Consider the following 22,570-nt stretch of genomic DNA (forward strand, 5'->3'; position numbering starts at 1 on the left):
GTCTGGAGGTGTTTTATCTTCCGGCTTATTCACCGGAACTGAATCCAGATGAATATCTGAACTGTGATGTCAAAGGGATGATACACAGCAGGCCAGCAATGCGTAGTGTCGAAGAGATCAAAAAACGAACTCGTTCTTGTATGCGCAAGTTACAACGCCAACCAAAACGCGTCATCAGTTATTTCAATTCGAGGTTTATCAAGTATGCAGCTTAGTCGATGTATTTTCCTGCCGGGTTAATACATAAGAAAGCAATAAATAACCGGGATATAACCGTAATATTCATGTTATTACCTGATGTTCTGCCTGGATGGGTAAAGCTTATAATCGTCTGAGAATGTCAGCGCTGGTGTCGCTCCGTGACAGTGATACGGGCCTGTTTTATGGGAGAAGATTATGGCGAGTCATACATCCGATTATCGTACAGATGTCCGCGTTATTGCGCATATACCGCTTAATACTTCTGATGGCGACAGATTGTATTTCAGAAAATTAACTGGCAGTGAATCATTGTCGCAGCTGTATCAGTTTAAAGTAGAGTTTCTCTGTACACGTAATGATCTCGATATGAAGTCATTATTGGGTAAGAGTATGGCTCTGGAGATCCCGCTGGCACAGGGTGGTTCCCGCTTCCTGCATGGTGATATTACACGTATTGACTATATTGGACATCATTTACAGGAAGAAAACGATAAATTATATATTTTCACTTTGCATCCTTCCTTATGGTATTTGACCCAAAACCGTGATTGTCGTATTTGGCAGGGACAGAGTGTGCCGGATATTATTGCCGTTCTACTGGCAGAATATCATATCAATATAGAAAACCGTCTCAGCAGCCATTATCGTCAATGGGAGTATTGTGTCCAATATCAGGAGAGTGCTTTTGATTTTATCAGTCGATTAATGGAACACGAAGGCATCTACTATTATTTCAGTCATCATGAAAAGGAGCATACGTTAATTCTGGCGGATTCTCCAAATGCACATCGGCCATTTAACGATGACTATGCTCATATTCCCTATTTAGCTGCACAGCCCGGCGTTGTTGATCATCAGGAAGGTATTATGTGCTGGAGTACAGCACAGGAAATTACGCCGCGGGTTTATACGCTAGATGATTACGATTTTCGCAAACCACGGGCGCATTTATTGGAAGTGTGCAGCAATCCAGCCTCGTTTGCGGTTAATAAGGCGGATGTTTTCGAATGGCCGGGACGTTATATCGACAATCAGCACGGTCAGTTTTATGCGCAAATCCGCCAACAAGCGTTTGAAGCGCAGCAGCAACAGATGTACGGCAATACGACGGCATGTGGATTGGCTCCGGGATGCACTTTTACCTTGCAAAATAACCCTTGTCCACCTGATACACCGTCTTTTTTGGTGACTCATGCGGAATATGAGTTGTATGACTGCACTCTGTATGACGAATTGAATAGGACTCCTCAGGACAAAGGGCCGTTCCGGGCTGCATTCCACGCGATACCGGCTGATATTGTCTGGCGTCCGCAGCGAATAACGCCCTGGCCGAAAACCTGTGGCCCCCAAACGGCGGAAGTTGCTGGTCCGGCGGGAGAAAGCATCTGGACCGATAAGTATGGTCGCGTCAAATTGAAATTCCGCTGGGATAGATATGGTCAGCCGGATGATCGAAGTTCCTGCTGGGTGCGTGTTTCCAGCAGTTGGGCCGGTTGGAAATATGGCAGCTTGCAGATCCCCCGGATCGGTGAAGAGGTGGTGGTTGATTTTATTAACGGTGATCCGGACCGCCCGTTAGTGACCGGACGGGTTTATAACGAGGAGTGTATGCCGCCTTGGCAGCTACCTGATGACGCGACTCGGATGGGGTTTATGAGCCGTAGCAAGAAAGGCGGGGTAGAAAATGCCAGTTTTCTGTTTCTCGAAGATGCGCCGGGACGTGAATCATTCACCATGCACGCTGAGCGCGACATGAATATCTCCGTTGAGCACGATAAAAATATCACGGTCGATGGTGTCTTAGCTCAGGAGATAAAAGGCGAAACTCATCTCAAACATCATGGTGTGTGTAATACCTTGAAAATGATGCCGGATATGCAAACTTTCCGGTTGGGAAAAACTGCCATTATCGCTGCCGGTGGGCGTGCAGATTTTATTGCCGGTGGCAGGTATGAACGTATCCACGGTAAATCAGAGACGCAGGCCAGCCAGAGTATCAGCCAACATGCCGGAGAAAACATCAGCCATCATGCGCGGGGCAATATTTTGTTTGATGCCGGTAAGCAAATAATCTATGGCGACAGCCTGTATCTCAACAAAGAAAGCAGCGATGCCGATAATCAGGCGCAAAAGAAGTTGACGACATTGCAAGGATTGACGTCTGAGGAAGTAGCGGATCAGAAAGCATCGGAACAGCAGCAACAGCAGAAGATCCCGACCTCAGTGGTTTACAAGAAGGGGGTCAGTGTTGAGATCAATGGCGTTGATCAGCAGCGCGTGGATAAGGATCAAAAAGTAGAAATTAAGGGAGCGGTAACACGGAGTATTGAGGGTAGTTGGCAAGAGCATGTTAAAGATAACCTGAAAATTCAGGCCGATGCCGATGCTCATCTTAACTGTGGTGGTGAGGTGTGCATCGAAACCAAAGATATGGTGCATAAAATTGAGGGCCACATAGAAACCCATGCCGGCAATACCTTGACCGTCTGTGGCACGACAGAAAGTGTCAATATGCTCAACTATACCAACTCTTCCATTGCCATGAAAAATGAAGGCGTGGTGATGTCGAATAACATGCTGAACATCGGTAATACCACGCTGCATATGTCAACCAGTACTCTTAGCCTCAGTATGGGCCAGATAAATATCAATGCCGTGGCACTGAATCTGAGTCTCAGCGGTTTAAGTATTTTTATCTGACGTACCAAGACAGGAGAACCGATGATGAAAATCATGAAACCTCTGCGGTTGGGTGTCTTGCACCGCCCGTGGCGCTGGCAGCAGCAAAACTATCTGGGGGTGGCTGTGATGGCGCTGATGGATATGAGTGATTCACCACAAATCAGGCCGGAACCGGAGTTGTGGCAATTGGTTGCGCAGGAGTTACAAAGTACCGGTGGGGTGCTGGATCTCTCGATTCCTAAACCCTGTGCAGAATTCTTTGCTACCGGTTACGCCTGGACCAATCATCAGCAGCAAAAAGAGGCTTGCATGGCGAGAATTCAGGTTGCTGATAAAGAAAAAAGTTTGCTGGTGTTTGGTGATCGCTACTGGCAGAACGGGCATCCTTCATCGCCCCAACCGTTCGAGAAGATGCACCTTGATTGGAAAAATGCGTTCGGCGGTAGCCGTATTGCGGAAAATCCATTAGGTAAGGGAGATGAACCTATTGCCCGTGACGGGATATTGTGGCATCCATTACCTAACGTTGAACATCCCGATCAGCTTCTGCATTCAGTGCATCAGCGTGTTCAGCCCGCCAGTTTCGCACCATTGGATTTTAGCTGGCCGCAACGTAGTCGTTTAATGGGGAAAAAATACGATAAGCAGTGGCTGGCACATGAATTCCCCGGTTTTGCCCGTGATACCGACTGGCATCTCTTCAATATGGCCGGGCAGGATCAATGGTGGGATGGGAAACCTGCTTTACCATCGGGTGCCATCTGGCGTATTTGGAATATGCATCCAACTCAGGCGGTACAACAGGGAACGTTACCGTGCTGGCAAGCACGCTGTTTTATTACCCGCCAGCGCGGTGAAGAAATGCGCCTTGAGGAGATCCATTTACGTGCCACCACGGTATGGTTTATGCCTCATTTGGAACGGATGGTGCTCATCTGGCACGGTGCTTGTCCGATTAATGAAGATGATGCTGTGGATGTACATCAAATGCTGGTGGCGATGGAGTTGGCACAGACAGAGCGTCCGATTACCCATTATCAGCAGGTGATGGCGCAACGGGCAGAAAAAGAGAAGGGCGCTCTTTTTACTCTGCGGGAGCAGGATCTGATGGATGAAAGCCTGATTGCGCCCTGGATAGATAATGACGTACAGGTTACGCCCAGTGCGTTGGCGGAGACCATGACAAGGCGTGAAACCTATTTGCGCCGACAGCATCAGGCGAGAAGTCAGGGGCAAGAGCAGGATATCAATCAACTGCTTGCCGGGTTGCCGCAGAAAGAGGGAAAAGCGCTGACTGCCGATCAATTACCCAATCTGGTTGCCAGCCTGGAACGGCAGGCAGAGCGTATACAGCAGCGGGTTCAGCAAAAAAATACTGCGTATGTGGCGGCTGAACGTGCCAGTACTCCCCCGGCTGGCCCGGCAAGTTACTACCGTATGCTGGATCTGTTGTACAAGCAGTCACAAAAAACGCCGGAGTCCCAGACACCAGAGGCGTTGAAACGCACGCACCGCAGTTTACATCAGATGTATCGACTATCAGCGGATACGCGCTCGCCGGCAGCCAGGTTACAAGGTGAACAGGCGGAAGTGTTACGTCGTCATGTGATCACTTGCATGGCAACAAAACGGGATCTGAGTGGCATGGATCTGACGGGTGCGGATCTTTCTGGTTTGGATCTTCGTCAGGCCAATTTACAGCGTACTCTGTTAGAAAATGCCAATCTGGATAATTGTTGTCTGGATGAAGCCGATCTGAGTGAAGCTATGTTGGCTTATGCTTCATTGAACAATACTTCGTTAAAGGCCGCTTGTCTGGATAATGCTTCCCTGATTGGAGCACGGTGTCACAACAGTTATTTTACCGGAGCATGCCTTGGTGGTGTGTCGCTGGAGCAGACCGAACTGGTCATGTGTGATTTTTCCCAGGCTGCTCTGAGTGATATTTTGTTGCGGCAGTGTACGCTGCATCATTGTCACTTCTCTCAGGCACGACTGGAAAACTGCCTGTTTATGGATCTGGTGCCGGAAGAGTTGGATTTCAGTTATGCGCATTTGACACGCATGACCGTCATCAATGGCGGTTTTACTGCGGTACGTTTCAACCATGCCGTGATGGAGAGTTGTACTTTTCTGGACAGCGTACTGGATCATGCCCAGTACCAGCATGCACATTTAGAAAGTTGTGTGTTTACCGGTAAGACTCATATTCGTGCTGGTCTGTTCCAGCATGCGCGGCTGACCAGTTGTAACTTCCGACTCATCGTTCTTGAAGCGGCTGATTTTTCAGAGGCCATATTGCAAAACTGTGATTTTAGCGAAGCGGATCTCAGTTTTGCCCAAATGCGTGCCGTCAATGGCAGTCATTCTCTGTTCATTCGTACCCGGCTGACCAATAGTCATTTGCAAGACGCCAATCTGATGGGGGCATTACTGCAAAAGTCTCATTTAGCCGGAGCGGATTTGCGTCGTGCCAATCTGTTTCGTGCCGATATTTCTCAATCCAGTGTTGATGTGAATACTCAGTTACAAGGTGCTCTGTTTGATCAGTGCAAAACCTTGCCTTGTGCCAGCGGGAAATTAATATGAAAACTTTAACGTCGGAACAGTTGAGTGCGCTGATTGCGCAAGGGGAAATTATTCAAGATACATGCCTGACGAGTGATTTGCTGGCAGGACGGGATCTTGCCGGTATGGTGTTTGTCAATGTTGTCTTTGACAGCGTTGATCTCAGTTGTTGTCGGCTTGATGAAACTGTGTTTCAGCAATGCCAGTTATCATATGCCTCTTTTCAGGGAATGACGCTGAAAGGGTGTTCGTTTCAGCAATGTACCTTGTCACAAGCCTGTTTTGATCTCGTTCATCTGGATAACTGCGTATTTAATAATTGCCAGTTGGAACAGCTCTCTTTGCAAAACGCCGTTCTTGGCTGTACCTATTTTATTGCTTCCCGGCTTAATCGGGTGCGTTTTATCGATAGTACTCTTGATAAAGTCATACTGTGTGACAGTGATATTCACAATGGTGTTATGCATAACTGCCGTTGCCAGAGTTTGACTCTATTCGGCATGGATCTGCGCAAGATCACCTTTACAGGCAGTTATTTTGAACGGGTGGTGTTTGCACATTGCGATCTGCGCGAAGGTCAGTTTCAGGGGCTGACCTTTTTGGCTTGCCAGTTTACCGATAACCAGCTGGACCACGCCGATTTCCGGCAGGCGATACTGACGCAAAGCTGTTTTAAAGGCGCATCATTGCGCGGTGCCTGTTTGGACGAGGTACAGGCAGAAGGCGCGTTATTTATTGAAAGTGATTTACGTGAAGCACAGTGCCGGCAGGCAAAAATCAATCATGGACAGTTTATTGCTGCCCGTCTGCATCAGGCTGATTTCTCCCATAGCACGTTAGTACAAAGCCAGTGGCGTTATGCGCAAGCGGATGGCTGTTCTCTTGCCGCCTGCGATTTGAGCTATGCCGATTTCAGTTGGGCGGATATCAGTAATGCTGATCTGCGTCAGGCGCGTTTTAAGCGCACGTTGATGCACCGGGCTTGCCAGCAGGGCAGCCAATTTTCCGATCGTCAGGGCATTTTGGAACGAGATGACGCACTGTTTGCGGCAGAGACGTGGAGTGCGCGCAGTTAGCGCTATTAATTATGAGGTTAGCTTATGAACGCAATACAAAAATCGTTCCCATTAGAGATTAATCTTCCTCAACAGGCTGCGGGGCAGATCGTCAATACATTGCCAACAGGGGATGTGATCGTGGAGTATCAGCAGCGTGGCTGGCAATGCAGTGTTGCCATAAGTTGTTTGCTCATACCACAAATCGGTGATGAGGTACTGATTTGTGGTGACGATAGCCAGCGGCTATGGGTGCTGGCGGTGTTAAGCCGCGCTGATGAACAGCAGCCGGTGACGCTCAGTGTTCCGGGAGATTTACATATTGCTCCGCAAGGAGAGCTGATGCTCCATAGCGCTGAACAGATCAGTATTGATAGTCAATCTGTACAGATCACAGCGCAACAGAGTGATTGTCATATCACCCATATGCGTTACAGCGGTGATGAGTTGACGGCGTGGGTCAATGTGGCCTGTTTGCTTGGCCGGCGCGTGGAAGCATTATGGAAAACCGTGGTGCAAATCAGTCAGCGTGTATTGCGTAAGGTCGAACAGACAGAACATGTGCGTGTTGGACAACTGGATTGTCAGGCTCGTGATTATGTTCGTTTGCATGCACGTAATACCATTATTACCTCGCAGGCGGTGACAAAAGTGGACTCTGAACAGATTCATATAGGCTGAACGATGAGCAGAATATCAGAGAAAAACACCGGAGAACGCAGAGCTTCGGCGATATATACCGGTTATCAAACCTTTCCTATGTTGCTTGAACGTCTGACAGAAAACAACAATGGCCGGGAAGAGGCATCGTATGGCAGCTGCGCTCGGCAGTATCGTCTGTCGGTACTGCATAATTTGCAGGCATTATTTAACTGCGACCATTATTCCTCTGGAGCCGATCTCTCATCATGGCCGCATGTTAGTACCAGTACTTTGAATTTCGGTATCCGGGCACTGGCAGGAAAGTTTGTTTCTCAGGTGAGCTGGGAAAGTATTGAACACACGATACGTGAAGCCATTATTTATTTTGAACCGCGCATTATGCCGCAGGAATTAACTATCACGGGTATACAGGGTAATCAGGAACTGGATGCTCACAATATTCTCTGCTTTGAAATCCGGGGGCATTTGCGGGGTTCTTCCCGCCCATTGGCATTCACTTTCAGCAGCCATGTTGATCTGGAAAACGGGCGTTTTGAGCTGGTGGATGGAGGATAAATCATGCATGAAAAACTACTGGAGTATTACAACCGTGAGTTGGCATGGTTGCGTGAAATGGGGGATGAGTTTGCCCGCCATTATCCTGGTGTGGCCGGGCGATTAGGAATGCAGGGTAATGAAGTGACCGATCCTTACGTTGAGCGTTTGCTGGAGGGCGTCGCTTTTCTGACTTCGCGTATTCAACTCAAGATGGATGCTGAGTTTCCGCGTTTCTCCGCTCAGTTACTGGAAGCGCTTTATCCTAACTATCTTGCGGGTTTGCCTTCAATGGCAATTGTGGAATTACAGCCCGATCCCACGAAAGGGGATCTGAGCAAAGGTTTTCTGGTGCCTCGTGGTTCACTGATGGAAAGTCCGGCACTGAAAAAGCAGGGGCTCAGTTGCCGTTACCGTACCGCGCAGGATGTGAGTTTGCAGCCGTTGCGTTTATCCCTGGTGGAATTGGGCGGTGTGCCTGCGGATATCCCTCTTTCTGCATTTGGCGGTGCTGAGGTGCAGGGTGCTTTGCGTATTCAACTATCGTGTTTTGATAATGTGTCACTGGGCGAATTGCAATGTGATGAGCTGATGTTCTACCTCAGTGGCGGTGATGTTCCAGCCTTACAACTGCTGGAATTACTGATGGCGCACTGTCAGGGGGTGTTGTGCCATATTCCCGGCAGTTCGGTGCAACGGTTATTGCTACCGCCACAGGCATTATGTCATGAGGGCTTTGCCCCGGAGCAGGCATTATTGCCGGTTGATTTGCGCAATGTCGAAGCGTATCGCTTGTTACAGGAATACTTTGCTTTTCCGGCCCGTTTCCAGTTTTTCAGCATCAGTGGTTTACAGTCACTGCTGGTACAGGCAGGCAAGCGGCAGTGCTTGGAAATTCAGATCTTGTTGGATGTGCGTTCGCCACAATTGGAAAAGGTGGTGGATGTCAGCCATCTGGCTTTGCATTGTACCCCTGCCATCAATCTTTTTCCACGTGCAGCCGAACCGATGACGATCAATGAGCAGCAACATGAATACCATGTGGTGGTTGATAACATGCGTCCGCTTGATTATGAGGTTTTTTCCGTCACAGCATTACGCGGTATTGGTAGCCAGCATGACGGTGACGAGCGCTATATTTTTCATCCCCTTTATCACACGCAGCATGATGACGCATTGGTTAATGCGGGGTATTTTTCTATCCGCCGTGAATCACGTTTGCTGCCACAGAATATGAACCGCTATGGTATGCGTTCTGATTATCTTGGCAGTGAAGTTTATCTCTCTCTGGCGGATGAGCATCATCCGCCCTGGCGCAGTGATTTGAAATACCTCAGTGCGGAAGTTCTGTGTACCAATCGTGATCTGCCGCTATTACTGCAACGACAGGCACAGGAGAGCCTGGTGATGCAGGATTCGGTTCCCGTCTCCGCTGTGCGGTTGCGCAAAGGTCCCAGTGAACCCCGCCCGGCTCTGGCAGAGAGCCGGGTTTGCTGGCAGTTGATCAATCAGTTACAGCTTAATTACTTTAGTTTGCAGGATTGCGCCACTGAACAGGGTGAAACGGAATTACGGCGGCTATTACGTTTTCATGCCAGTCAGGCGGATGCGGTTATTGCACAGCAGATTAGTGGTATCCGGTGTTGTCGATTGCAAGCGCAACATCGTCATATGACCGGTACGCCACTGTTTCGACGTGGAATTAGTGTGCAGTTGGAGGTAGACGAGCAGGCATTTTCTGGTCGATCTCCTTGGTTAATGGGGAGTGTGCTGGCGCACCTGTTTAGCCGTTTGGTGACCGTGAACAGTTTTGCGGAAACGACGCTGTCCAGTGTGCAGCGGGGAACGATCGGGTTCTGGTCGGGACGTAATGGCGTGAGGGCACTGTTATGAAGATATTTGCCATACATGCCGACAATCAGATAGTACTGGTCGGGGAGAAAGCGCATAGCGTTTCATCTGCACTTGATGATCATTTTTGGACAGCAAGAGAAAAAGCGCCGTGGGATTTCGATCTGTTTCAGTTGTTGCGGCGTATTGATGCACAGTCAGGTGCCCCTTATCCATTGGGGCGTGCACCTTTACCGCGCTATGAACCATTGCGTCTGGGGCAACAGCCGGCATTATGCTTTGCGCCGGCAGAAATTGCGGCTATCGTGCCTGACCCAGATGGCATCCGCTATCAGATTAATATCAATAACTTTGGTCTGTTTGGCCCGAATGGCCCCCTGCCTTTACATGTCACTGAATTTGCCTGGCAACGTCAGAAGCAACATAAAGATTATGCGCTGAGTGCCTTTTTCAATCTGTTTCAGCATCGTTTGATAACGCTATTCTGGCGGGCGTGGGCGGATGCCCAGCCTTGTCTCTCCTTTGACCGTAACGATAACCGCCGTTTCGATCACTTTTTTGCCAGTCTGATCGGTATGGGACATGTTCCGGGCTACCGTCTCCGTCAGGAGCGGACACATCACTATATGGCCGGGCACCTGAGCCGCTATCCGCGTAATAAAGACGGTTTGCTGTGCTTGCTGCGTTACCACTTTGGTTTGCCGGTGACGTTACATGAAAATCAGTTTCACTGGCTGGCGATTGACCGTGATGAACAGTTGCGGCTGCATAACGGTCATGGTGGTGCCCGGTTAGGGAATACTGCCCGTCTCGGTATTGCTGTGGCTGATGTGCAATATGCATTTTGTCTGGAGCTTGGCCCACTCTCTTGGTCGGCATATCAGCGTTTCTTGCCGGCTTCACGGTTTACCACATCCAATTGTGATGATTTCCGGCAATTGTGTGACTGGGTTCGGGGTTATGTCGGCCTTGAATATACCTGGAAGCTCAGAATCACGCTGGATCATCAGCATTATCAGGGATGTTCACTAGGAGGCCATCAGCCGCTGGGGCAGAGCTGTTGGTTAGGACTTAACATCCCCCATCACGATCGCAGTGATCTCTGTTTCCGTCCGGATAACGCTGAGTAGTCATAACAGACTGCACCTGTTTTCTTTTCTATCAATATGGACAATATGGACGAGGGTTCTATGTCAGATATCAATCGCCAGTCACTGTTTAATAAACTTAATCCGCCATTGTTTAGTGCCCTGGAGAGCGCCAGTGTATTTTGTAAACTGCGGGGCAATCCTTATGTTGAATTGGCGCACTGGCTGCATCAACTTATGCAGCAGAAAGCGGGTGATTTGCAACAAATCATAGGCCACTTTGCACTGGATGAGCAGCAGGTGGCACAGGATATCGTTCGCTCTCTGGATGCATTGCCGCGCGGAGCCAGCGCGATTTCTGATCTCTCTACTCATATTGATGAGGCAGTAGAACGGGCTTGGGTGTGTAGTTCAGTCACTTTTGCGGCAGACGAGATTCGTGGGGCGCATCTATTGCTGGCATTGTTAACCACTTTTAATCTGCGTCAGCATCTGCTGGCTATTTCTGCTCAGTTTTCCTGTATTAACGCAGAAAGTTTGGCACAGGATTTGAACCGCATCCTGCATGACAGTATGGAAAACAGCTCTCAGAAAACAATGGCAGAGAGTGAAAACTGTCAACCAGCGTCAGAGAGTTCGCTGCAATGTTATGCGCAGGATATGACAGCACTGGCGCGTGCCGGGCGAATTGATCCGGTTGTCGGGCGGGATAAAGAGATCCGCCAACTGGTTGATATTTTGCTGCGTCGCAGGCAGAACAACCCGCTGATTACCGGTGAGGCGGGGGTAGGTAAAACGGCGCTGGTGGAAGGATTGGCGCTACGCATTGCATCAGGTGATTTGCCGCCGTCATTGTGCCATGTTCAGCTTTGGTCATTGGATATTGGCCGTTTGGAGGCGGGTGCCGGAATGAAGGGAGAATTTGAGGCACGTTTACAGGCGGTGATTAATGAAGTTCAGCAAAGCCCGGTTCCTATTATTCTGTTTATTGATGAGATTCATATGCTGATTGGCACCGGAGGGGCGCAAGGGGTTGGTGATGCGGCTAACTTGTTGAAACCGGCACTGGCGCGTGGGCAGTTACGCACCATTGGTGCGACCACCTGGGCGGAATACAAAAAACATATTGAAAAAGATTCGGCATTAACGCGACGTTTTCAGGTGTTGCAGGTTGAACAGCCGGACGAAGCGCAGGCTTTACAGATGATACGTAGTCTATCCGCGAAGTTGGAACAGCATCATGGCGTATTATTACTGGATGAGGCGCTGGAAGCCGCGGTCTCGCTCTCCCATCGCTATATCCCGGCTCGCCAGTTGCCTGATAAGGCCATCGCGCTGCTTGACACCACTTGCGCACGAGTGGCTGTCAGTCAGCACAGTCTGCCGGCGGTATTGGAAGATTATCGCCGCCAGCTTGCTGCACTCCAGATTGAATATGAGATTGTCTGCCGTGAGCAGCAACTGGGTGGTGATCATCGTGCCCGCTTGGCACAGCTTGACGGTCAGCGCCATGAATTGCAGGCAGAAGAGCAGCAAATGGCGCAGCGTTGGCAGGATGAAATGACGCTGGCTCAACAGATTATCGGCTTACGCCAGCAACTGATTTCTGGTGATGAAAGACTTGAGGATGATCCACAGCGTTTGGTCTGGCAGACAAAATTACAGGATTGCCGGCAACAGTTAAGTTTATTGCAGGGAGAGCAGCCATTAATTACGGTTGCGGTGGACGCACACAGCGTTGCCGCAGTGGTGGCGGATTGGACCGGTATTCCCCTTGGCCGGATGGTGAAGAATGAGATCAATGTTGTCCAGAATTTGGAACACAGCCTCGGACAGCGAGTGATTGGTCAGCAACACGCGTTAAGCACTATCAGTGAACGGGTACGTACAGCGCGTGCACATCTGGGTGATCCCAATAAACCTGTGGGGGTATTTTTGCTATGTGGCCCCTCTGGAGTAGGGAAGACCGAAACGGCGCTGGCGTTGGCTGAAAGCCTGTATGGTGGTGAGCAGAACCTGATTACCATCAATATGAGTGAGTTTCAGGAGCCACACAGCGTATCAACCTTGAAAGGGGCACCGCCGGGATATGTCGGTTATGGTGAAGGTGGTGTGTTAACGGAGGCGGTTCGACGACGTCCGTATAGTCTAGTGTTGCTTGATGAGGTGGAAAAAGCACATCCTGATGTGCATGAACTGTTTTTTCAGGTATTCGATAAAGGCTGGATGGAAGACGGTGAAGGCCGTCGCATTGATTTCCGTAATACGCTGATCATATTGACCTCGAATGTTGGCAGTCAGGAAGTTATCAAGGTCTGTACCCGGCAGGATGGCTTGCCGGATGTGGAAACGTTGACGCAACAGTTACGTCAACCGCTGTTACAGACGTTTCCCGCTGCTTTGCTTGGCCGTCTGACGATCATTCCTTTTTTATCACTGAGTAACGAAGTACTGGAAAATATTGTGCAACTGCAATTGGCGCGGATAGTACAACGTCTGTGGGAAAATTATGGAATTGAGGCACAATTTGACCACAGTGTGACGCAACAGATTATGGCTTGTTGTATGGAACAGGAATCCGGTGCTCGCAGGATCGATTCGATCATTACGAATATTTTGTTGCCGCAGATAAGTCGCAGGTTACTTACCGCAACGATGGAGAACCAGCATTATTCACAATTGGACGTGATTTGGGAGAATGCGGTATTTCAGTGCCATTTTTGCTGAGATAGCTAAGCGTAACGGTTAACTAAGTTGCCTTTATTCACTACAGTCGTGAGAAAATATTATGTCATCATTGAGATTTAGCTGCGGGAGCAAGTCACTATGACATCCGTATATTCCGTGTATCGCTTTGGATGAGCTAGCTTCTGCTATGATGGAGAGGTTTGAAGACCAATTGTACACTTCCGTGCTATTAAGCTTCAGCCCCTTCATCTGGTCAGATTAAATCATTACAGCAATATGAGAGAACTGGAATCCTGTTGCTGCAACGACATTGCGCAAAGTTTTCAGCGTTGGATTGCCTTTAGGTGACAGTGTTCGATATAGCGTCTCACGTGAAACGCCTGCTTTCATCGCGGCTAAATGTGCGGTAAGTTCTTCATCCGCAATGCGGATCATCGTATTGTAAAACCGTTTGTCGTTACTTTTGTCACCGGCACACAGTACGATGGCTTGTCGTTTGGGATCGAAAGCAAAAAATGCGCGTACCGGACGACCTGAATACTGTATGCGTAAAGCGTGAAACCTTGAGGTTAAAACCACTGTCCACAAAATCCAACCCTCATAAGTTATAGCTTATATTTTCAACCCTTTTGCCACTTTTCACCGATCTCCGTGCTTCGCATTCTTCACTAACTCAGATCACTGTTCTCTCCGAAACACTTGTGAGTCTGGCCGTATCTCTATTGTGTAGATACCGAATACCTCAAGGACGATATTTCTCGGAGGCTGACTGATGATAGTGGCATCATTAATGGAACAAAATTATCGCCCGTTTTATCAATCATCGCTGCTGTCGAAAGCAGCATTCAGCTTCTGCTGGTAAACGCTAAGGAAAAAAGCGTTGAATAACGTTGGCGATTGTTGACGTATCTCTTCGGCGGTTTGCTGATAGCGATCAGTAAAGTTATCCCATAACTTTGCCTTACGGTGTTGCGTGCCATTCATGTGCCAGAAGTATGCCGCAGGGACACTATTTTCATCATAGGATGGGTTAAAGCGATTGATGATGGTGTTAAGACAATAAAAAAGCGCTTCTTTCATTGCCTGCTCATGCCCGTCTGGTATTTGATATGTCTGTGGTGCAGTCATGTCGTTGGCTGTCGCTGTTGGTGGATCTTTCTGGAATAAACATAATGGATCAAGTTGTTTTACTTGCTCTTCCCACAACTGTAGCGGTGTGACAGAAAGGCGAGGGGGCTGTTGAAACAGGGGATGGCTGTCGACACTATGACGTTGGGCCGTAAAAAGTTGTATTGGATCGATGGAGCGTACAGCGAGCTGATCAAGAGATAGCGTGGGTTCTGTCCCTTGTTTCGGCAACATAAAATCTGCCGGAGAAAGTTGATAGCGCGCTTCTGAACTTTTTTCTGTGGGCACTGTTTCATTTAACTCGTCCCATAGTGCTCCGGAAAAATCGGTTGTCATTTCCTGTTCGACAGAATGATCTTTTGCTGTCTCTATTTCATTCACGGTCAGGTGGTAGTCACCAATCTGGAGCTTATTATTTTCTTGCAGAGAGGTGGTTTCTCCACGTGCTAATGGAATAGTGTTAATCATCATGAAAGCAGTTCCAATATTAGTAATAGTGCAGGCACCCTGGGTAGAAATATGTACACTGGCTTGTAATGCCGAAATACAACCATTCGGATCTGGCAACACAAAATGATTATTTTCGCTGGTACCGATAGTTCCACCCGGATGATAGAAAATATGACTACTATTTTCTATCCCCTTATCTGATGGAATATTGATAAAGGTTATTTTCATAACAACGTCGCTTATTATCTTGAGTCATCACTTAACCTTCCGCCACAAAAAAGTATGCAGTATCCTAACGGACACGAACATATCGTATTCCGGGCGGGAGGTTATTTTTTTACTGACTTAGTTGTCAGTGAATGTTTTATTATTTACTGATGTTCTTTTGTGTATCCCAATTAAATTCCACCTCAGCGCCATTTTTTCCTTCATTATCCTGTTCCTTATAAACTACTTTGGCAATATTCGGTGAGAAGCTGTATTTCACACCGATAGTGCCGGGCATAATGGCAGCCGAACCTTCTGTCAGGTGCGGAATATCGCGGTTAAAGTCAACCAGTTCGATGCTGTCAAGTAATGCACTTCCCAGCGTAATTGTGGTGAACTCCTGTTGCTCGCCTCCGGCTTTGCGCATGGTTAATTTCACTTCAGGAAGATGAGCACCCTGCGCTAATTTCTGCATTAACGTTGGCATTGCTTTATCCATACGGGCATAGACCACCAGAGAATGAACTTTAGCACGCCCACTTCCTCCACCGCCGCCGCTACCGGTTTCCACCGGCTGTGACAGTTTCCATTCAAAGGTATGCACATCAATGCCGTTGGGGTGATTGCTGTCTTTGCATTCACCGGAGATATCTTTGATATCCAAATAGATGCTGTTGTTCATAATCGTATTCCTTATTTACTCAGTGAGTTGCAGAATTAACCACCACTCTGTTTTAAGGAGGGCAGTTTTGATACCAACCGCAGGGAAACCGTCAATCCCTCCAGTTGATAATGGGGACGCAGGAAAAATTTGGCCTGATAGTAGCCGGGATTATCTTCCTGTTCGTTGACTTGTACTTCGGCAGACGCCAGCGGTTTGCGCGCTTTGGTCTGTTGTGAGGAGTTGGCGGGATCGCCATCAACATAGTTGATGATCCATTTATTCAGCCAACGTTCAATATCATCGCGGCTCTGGAATGAACCCACTTTGTCACGCACGATACATTTCAGGTAATGCGCAAATCGGCAGCAGGCAAACAAGTAAGGTAAGCGGGCAGCCAGATTAGCGTTTGCTGTGGCATCAGCATCCATATACTCCGCCGGTTTTTGCAGTGATTGAGCGCCGATAAACGCGGCAAAATCAGAGTTTTTGCGGTAAACCAACGGGATAAAGCCGTTTTTTGCTAATTCCGCTTCACGGCGGTCACTGATGGCAATTTCTGTCGGACATTTGATATCTAAACCGCCATCATCCGTCGGGAAGGTGTGACATATCAGTTTATCTACCGCTCCGCCTGATTCGACGCCCCGGATAGATGCGCACCAACCATATTCTTTAAAGGAACGGTTAATATTCACCGCCATCGCATAGGCTGCGTTGCTCCACACATAATTACTGTGCGTGGCTCCTGCGGTTTTTTCTTCAAAATCGAATCCTTCAACCGGATTGGTGCTGATACCGTAAGGTAAGCGAGCTAGAAAACGTGGCATCACTAAACCAATGTAACGGGCATCTTCTGATTCACGCAGGCTGCGCCAGGAGGCGTATTCGGTATTGAGAAAGATTTTGCTCAGATCGCGCGGATTTGCCAATTCCTGCCAGGTTTCCATCTGCATAACTCCAGGCGAGGCGCTGCTGATAAAAGGGCAGTGGGCGGCAGCGGCGATACGGGCCATTTCTCCCAACATTTCGACATCTTGCGGATTGTGGTCGAAATAGTAATCACCCACTAGGCAGCCGAGTGGCTCTCCACCGAATTGACCATACTCTTCTTCATAAATCCGTTTGAAAACCGGGCTCTGATCCCAAGCCGTTCCTTTATAGCGTTTCAGTGTGCGCCCTAATTCTTTCTTTTCGACGCTCATAATCCGTATTTTCAGCATTTCGCTGGTTTCGGTATTGCTCACCAGATAGAGCAGACCACGCCATGCGCCCTCTAGAGCTTGAAAATCAGGATGATGGAGTATTTCATTGATCTGCTGAGAGAGTTTGTTGTCAATGGCGGCAATCAGCGCCTGAATGGTGCTGAAAGTATCGCTTGATAAGGTCAGGCTGTTTTCCAAAGCCTGATGTGCCAAGGTTTTCACCGCGTTTTCCACGGCGAGACGTGCCTGATCTGTTTTAGGGCGAAACTCTTTCCTGAGCAGAGCACTGAGTTCACCTTGATTGTAACTGGTAGCCTGAGTTTGAGTTTCACTGGCAACATTGATTTCAGATTGGCTCATTAGTGCCTCCTTGATCTTGTTCTGCGACGGGATCAGTGGATTCCGCATCATTCAGCGGTGCGGTACTGAGCGATTTCAGCAATTCAGGATTTTGCAGGATGGAAGCGATCAGCTCTTCGGCCCCGCTTTTGCCATCCATATAGGACAGCAGGTTGGCGAGTTGAGTACGTGCTTCCAGGAGTTGATTAAGGGGTTCTACCTGGCGTGCTATCGCATCCGGCAGAAAATCATCCATCGTGTTGAACGTGAGGGCGACCTGGATCTTACCTTCACCGCTCAGGGTATTGTCCACCGGAAAGGCGACACTTGGGCGCAGTGATTTCATGCGGTCATCGAAATTATCAACATCAATGTCGAGGAATTTTCGCTGACTCAGTGGAGGAAGTTGATCGGCAGATTTTCCGGCTAAATCCGACATAACTCCCATGACAAAAGGCAGTTGAACCTTACGTTCATCACCGTATAGTTCGACATCGTATTCAATTTGTACTCGTGGAGCACGGTTACGGGCGATGAATTTTTGCCCGCTGTTTGATCCTGACATAATATTCTCCATCGGTAAAATCAGTGGTTATGGATAATTGACGGAATAACAACCGTTTTTCCGGTGTATTACCTTCATTCTGTGGTGTTCTCCACCTTCGTTATGTGTGATTTTTTCGGCCAAAAAAATGTTCAAGCTGAGCGGTGGCCTCTGGTGCAAGGTTGCGCATAATGCTCATAAAATCCTGGCTAATCAGGTTTTGTATCCGCTCAATCATCAATGGTGCCGGATGACTGGATTCATGTAATAGAAAGTACTGTCGCACGGCTTCCAGCGCCTGTTGAGCTTGTTCACGATTCTGGATACCGGATGTTTGCCAACCGTTGGAGGCCTTTGGTTGGTGCACATTGTTGCCTTTGTCCGGCAGTGAATGCCCGCTATCCTCCGTCGTTTGAACCGTGTCGGATTGGGGAGTGAGAAGCTGCGTCAGACGATGAAGCGTCGCCATCTGACGGCGCATATCCGGTAGTCCGCTATCACCAAGATGACCACGTAGTGTGTTAAACAAACAATGAAGGGTGTTTGTGATTTGTGGGATCAGCTTCGTGACCGGTGCGTCACTTTGCTGTAATTCAGCGATCAACCGATCGATCCCTCTGGGAAACGGGCTCTCCTCCGTATTGTTGCCATCCAGGCATTTCATCACATCTGCCATTGTGAGAGTGATCCCATTCAGGCGGGCAAATTCGCAAAGGCGCACTTGTTTAGCCAGTGCGAAACCATCTCCTAATCCCTGTAACGCGTTGATACGCATCAGCGGATCGGGTTCACCATCCAGCTCTGTGGCCGGCCACAATGTTTCCCAATAATGTGCGACTATTTGTTCCAATAGCATCAAGCCTTGTGCATATCCTGCCAGACCGTGTTGGCGGCACCAGGCTTGTATCAGCAAGATAATAATGTGCAGATCTTTGCTGCGGGTGAGCAGAGCCAGTGCGTTTTTCTCTATCTGGAGCCAGTCAGGTTCCTGTGTCGGAATGATAAAGTCGCCAAATTGCTGCTCCGCTTTCCCTTGAGCAAGTTGAATCAGGTGGATGAATTCAGCGCTGTACTCCAGATCTTCGCCGCAAGGATGTTCCTGGCTGACCGGGTTAAGTAAAGGTGCGATATCCATTTAAGGTTCTCCTTAGGGTTTGATACAGGTAAATTCCGGTATGACAAACGGGTTGTGTATGCTATCGGGGGTGAGTATCAATGTGGCTTGATGTCCTGCCAGATTGAAGGTGATCCGGTAATGTATGCTGTCTTCCCGAACCCACTTTCCGGCGTCGATCAGCCTGTTTAATGCCCAGGGCCCTGAGGTTTCCAGTGATTTGGTTTTGCCATTCGCCAGCAGCATGGTGAGTTTGGCTGTACCGGTGTTGTTACTGCTGTGCCAGGTGAAATACCAGGGTGTCAGGGGACCGTGGCTGTAGCTGACACGTTGATCGTTAAGGGTTAACGACAAGGTAAGAATATCGTTATCCATTTGCAGCGGTTGCAAGGTAAGAGAGAATGAAGGCTGTGAAGAGGCCGTACTAAAGAATGCATCACGGATAAATTGCGCCTGCCGGAATGTTTTCAACAGTGATTGATCTTGCTGTTTGGTACTGCCCAGTGCCCAGGGGAAAAAGCGCCATTCATCACCCTGAGTATTGACTTTATCCGCCAGATATTGATTAAAAAAGCGATCCATCAACCCTTGATTCGGCGCAAACATATGCGCCATATCATCAGGTGTAATATCACGTTTGCTGTAGTGGGACAGTGGATAACGTCCGGCAATGGCTTCACGGCAGAAGTCACTGAGTTGTGCCCCGGCGAGTTGGTGTATGCGTGAAACAGCCTGTTGTTGTGTATCGCCTTTTGCACCCTGCGTCATATCCATGATCATGCTGCGGAACGGCTCAGGCAGACGGCCTGCGTCAGCCTGTAATTGTGTCAGTATGGTGTCGGAGGCGGCGGTGCTTTCGCCATTTTCCTGTAAAGCGGTGAGATAGCGATACAGATCACCCAGTTTTTTGAATAGATCGTCAAAGGCGATAGTATCGCTGTGATCGCCCTGTGGACGAGCCAGATCGAGCAGGTCGCGGTAGTGGTTTCTGACAATCTGTTCTGGTGAAGGCAGTGCAGGGGGAGGGCTGACAGCCGGAAACAGGTTTTGCAGTTTACGGGTTGCTTCGTCATTCAATTGCTGGCCCAGTTGTGCGAGTTTGCCGTTATCTTCCGGTGGAGAGAGTGCGACAACATGACTGGTATTGATCAGCAGATTGCGCAGAGGGGAATGAGCGCCGGAGAGAATACGGACATTATTAATACGCTGGTTCAGGTTATTGGCTGGAATGAGGGCGATATCATTGAGAAATGTATCCCATTCTAACATGAAATCACTGATATAAAGCTGGCGCACCTGGTAAGCCGCATCCGGTTTTTCCTGTACCTGTGACGGTATATTGAGGACCCAGCGATCAGTGTCATGCAGTGCTTTTACCGTATCATCTACTTGTGCAATCAGGCCGTGCCAGTATCCGTCTGGTGTAAAGAAGCCGGGGATTGCTGCGGTATCCGGCAGGGCACTTTTTCGTTTTAACACCAATTCAGCCTGAGAACCGGCCAAATCAATCAGATTGACGGATTTAAAACGTCCGTTATTGAGCAGTCTTTTTTTGATGCTGGTATAAACCCGCAGGGAAAATGTGGAGCGCATGATATTTTTTATCGCTTCCTGTATCAGTTGCTGATCTTTGCCCTGAGACCAGGCAGGCTGATTCTGATTCAGTAGTTGATAAAGATGCCCTTGGAGTGCTTTGCGCTGTGTTTCATCCAATTTTTCACTACCGGGGATATGAGACAGGTTCAGCATCAGCCAGGCAGTAAGGAATTTGCCGTCATAATGTTGTGGCTGAAATAGCATCTGGTAGGCTTTCAGCGCCTCGTAGGTTGATTCGTTGCTATCGCCATCGGTTTGCTGGCGCAAAATACTCTCGACTTGCTGTGTCACCAGCGGCAGCAATAAATTCTTTAACGCATGCTGATAAACCGGATAGCTCGTGCTGTTCAGTTGAGGGCCCCGATACAACCCCATGCCATAAACCAGTGGGGGCTGTCTGAATCAATTTGGTGATTTGCGGTGAGTGACTGTAATTGTGTCAAATATTGGATCAAGTGGGGCAGATCACGGGTTGATGGCTGGCTCAGTGCCTGTCCCTGCCGTTCCAGCACTGGGAGCCTAGCCGTAATTTGTGCCAGATAGCCGTTATTATTGTGATAACTGGTCAGTAACAGTACGCAGATCCCGGCCATTAAAGAGAGTAATAAACTACACCCTATTAACAGGGCAAAGCGTTGGCGTAATGCATACATGCGGTTGATACCGGCCAGCCCGCTTTCAGCCAAAATGACTTTTTGAAATAACTCTCTTAGGAAGTAACTGCGGGCAGTGCGGCTGGTTACATTGCTATCGCTGTTGCTTACAGAGGAGAGCGCATAACTGTAGTCAAACAGATTATTCTGCATAACGCCGTTGTTGTGCCATGATTCCCCCTGTTTTTGATTGGCGCTGGTGAAATAGAGACCGTGTGGCAACCACGGCCGATCAAAGCCAGAGGTGGCGAAAATAATACTCAAATAACGCATTAGCACCGGACGCAGGGTTGCAAATGCCTGCGGGAAGGCGAAGCTTTGTTCCCGCTGAGTGATATCCTGCTGAGTTAATAAGGTATCCGCCAGTGCGGCATCCAGACGCTGTTGCAGGTGGTTGTACTGTTCATCCAGCATCTGTTGTAAATCAGTATGGGAATGCAGTTCCTGCTGCCAGGGGAAGGTAAAGCCCCAGACCTGATCCAGCTCTTCGCCGTAAAAATGGCTGAAATAGCTACTGAATCCTGGCAGGAGATCGGTTTTGGTGATCATCACATAGATGGGAAAATCAATTTTCAGTTGCAAACGCAGGTCCATCAGTCGCTTACGCAGCAGTAGAGCTTGATGGTATTGCGCGTCATTATCCTGTTGCAGTAGATCCTGCACACTGATCGCCAGAATAACGGCGTTGATTGGCTGACGTGGACGATAACGTTTTAACAGTTTCAATAAAATCTGCCACAGGGGATTACCTTCTTTAAGGTATTCTCCGGCGGGGCTAAGGATGACGCCCTGAAACGTGAAATACCATGAGCAGTGTGATTCGGCACTGGTTTCAGGAAAAGCAAACTGACTGGGATAGGTTGTATGGTAGAAATCTAATCCTGAGTTTAGCAAGGCTTTGTCTTTGCCGCATCCTTGGGTACCCAGAACCAGATACCAGGGCAGATGATAGAGATAGAGTTTGCCCAGACGTGTGGTTAACCGTTCACCATTCAGACGCAGCCCGCGTTTAATCAGGATTGCTGCCTGTTTAAAGCTGTCTGTCAGGGACTGGGCAGCACTACGGGTTGTTGGTGTGACGACATTACTGACATGATGTAAGCGGCGGCGCAAACGGCCATTTACCCAAACTTGATAAAGAAAAGGTAACAGCCGTAGTAACAACCACAGCGAAATGAGCGCGGTGATGGCGATTTGGCGTTGTGTTTCCGTCATCAGTGGATGCAGATCACCGATGGCAATAAATGGCCCCATGATCCAGATGAGCAGACACAATGCGGCAACAATGAGAGCCCCCCAAAATAGGCGATTGGTGATGATGGCGATAAATGCTTTCAACATTT

At 48.7% G+C, this 22,570-nt stretch carries 15 protein-coding genes and 1 pseudogene; 9 read left to right on the forward strand and 7 right to left on the reverse strand.

Features of this window, described 5'->3' with window-relative positions; translation table 11 throughout:
• The 9 genes from ACGF7G_RS16830 to tssH all read left to right on the forward strand — a co-directional run.
• The coding region (locus tag ACGF7G_RS16830) for a transposase (protein ID WP_387466973.1) at positions 1–215 on the forward strand (215 nt) is incomplete at its 5' end.
• A 181-nt stretch (positions 216–396) separates the two neighbouring features.
• Positions 397–2,901 (forward strand): type VI secretion system Vgr family protein, encoded by a 2,505-nt coding sequence (locus tag ACGF7G_RS16835; protein WP_387466975.1) that lies wholly within the window; start codon positions 397–399, stop codon positions 2,899–2,901.
• A 21-nt stretch (positions 2,902–2,922) separates the two neighbouring features.
• Positions 2,923–5,472 carry a DUF2169 domain-containing protein gene (locus ACGF7G_RS16840; protein WP_387466977.1) on the forward strand — a complete coding sequence of 850 codons (2,550 nt, stop codon included), beginning with the start codon at positions 2,923–2,925 and terminating at the stop codon, positions 5,470–5,472.
• Entirely contained in the window at positions 5,469–6,527 is a 1,059-nt protein-coding gene (locus ACGF7G_RS16845; protein WP_387466979.1) for a pentapeptide repeat-containing protein, read from the forward strand. Before ACGF7G_RS16840 ends, ACGF7G_RS16845 begins: the two co-directional genes overlap by 4 nt.
• A 24-nt stretch (positions 6,528–6,551) precedes the next feature.
• Entirely contained in the window at positions 6,552–7,187 is a 636-nt protein-coding gene (locus ACGF7G_RS16850; RefSeq protein WP_133813245.1) for a DUF3540 domain-containing protein, read from the forward strand.
• 3 nt (positions 7,188–7,190) lie between these two features.
• Positions 7,191–7,724, forward strand: a complete 534-nt coding sequence (tssE, locus tag ACGF7G_RS16855) for a type VI secretion system baseplate subunit TssE (RefSeq protein WP_387466981.1) — start codon at positions 7,191–7,193, stop codon at positions 7,722–7,724.
• Between the two features lie 3 nt (positions 7,725–7,727).
• On the forward strand, positions 7,728–9,596 hold the full coding sequence (gene tssF, locus ACGF7G_RS16860; protein WP_387466983.1) for a type VI secretion system baseplate subunit TssF: 1,869 nt from the start codon (positions 7,728–7,730) through the stop codon (positions 9,594–9,596).
• Complete coding sequence (gene tssG, locus ACGF7G_RS16865; RefSeq protein ID WP_387466985.1) at positions 9,593–10,684, forward strand: type VI secretion system baseplate subunit TssG; 1,092 nt, start codon at positions 9,593–9,595, stop codon at positions 10,682–10,684. The genes tssF and tssG overlap by 4 nt, the downstream gene beginning before the upstream one ends.
• A 60-nt stretch (positions 10,685–10,744) precedes the next feature.
• Positions 10,745–13,369, forward strand: a complete 2,625-nt coding sequence (gene tssH / locus ACGF7G_RS16870; RefSeq protein ID WP_387466987.1) for a type VI secretion system ATPase TssH — start codon at positions 10,745–10,747, stop codon at positions 13,367–13,369.
• Between the two features lie 219 nt (positions 13,370–13,588).
• Here tssH and ACGF7G_RS16875 read toward each other — a convergent pair whose 3' ends face one another.
• The 7 genes and pseudogenes from ACGF7G_RS16875 to tssM form a co-directional block, all read right to left on the reverse strand.
• On the reverse strand, positions 13,589–13,918 hold the full coding sequence (locus ACGF7G_RS16875; RefSeq protein ID WP_207627259.1) for a type II toxin-antitoxin system RelE/ParE family toxin: 330 nt from the start codon (positions 13,916–13,918) through the stop codon (positions 13,589–13,591).
• 228 nt (positions 13,919–14,146) lie between these two features.
• Complete coding sequence (locus ACGF7G_RS16880) at positions 14,147–15,136, reverse strand: type VI secretion system-associated FHA domain protein (protein ID WP_133813250.1); 990 nt, start codon at positions 15,134–15,136, stop codon at positions 14,147–14,149.
• Positions 15,137–15,275: 139 nt separating this feature from the next.
• Positions 15,276–15,797, reverse strand: coding sequence for a type VI secretion system tube protein Hcp (locus ACGF7G_RS16885; protein WP_133813251.1), 522 nt, complete (start codon positions 15,795–15,797; stop codon positions 15,276–15,278).
• A 35-nt stretch (positions 15,798–15,832) separates the two neighbouring features.
• On the reverse strand, positions 15,833–17,341 hold the full coding sequence (gene tssC, locus ACGF7G_RS16890) for a type VI secretion system contractile sheath large subunit (RefSeq protein ID WP_387466990.1): 1,509 nt from the start codon (positions 17,339–17,341) through the stop codon (positions 15,833–15,835).
• On the reverse strand, positions 17,328–17,885 hold the full coding sequence (tssB, locus tag ACGF7G_RS16895) for a type VI secretion system contractile sheath small subunit (RefSeq protein WP_387466992.1): 558 nt from the start codon (positions 17,883–17,885) through the stop codon (positions 17,328–17,330). The genes tssC and tssB overlap by 14 nt, the downstream gene beginning before the upstream one ends.
• Positions 17,886–17,985: 100 nt before the next feature.
• A complete protein-coding gene (gene tssA / locus ACGF7G_RS16900; protein ID WP_387466994.1) occupies positions 17,986–18,999 on the reverse strand; it encodes a type VI secretion system protein TssA in 1,014 nt (337 codons plus the stop codon).
• Positions 19,000–19,011: 12 nt separating this feature from the next.
• Positions 19,012–22,568: pseudogene (gene tssM, locus ACGF7G_RS16905) on the reverse strand (type VI secretion system membrane subunit TssM).
• Positions 22,569–22,570: the final 2 nt, after the last annotated feature.

It is taken from the genome of Photorhabdus sp. RM323S (assembly GCF_042879375.1).
Taxonomy (GTDB): Bacteria; Pseudomonadota; Gammaproteobacteria; order Enterobacterales; family Enterobacteriaceae; genus Photorhabdus; species Photorhabdus tasmaniensis.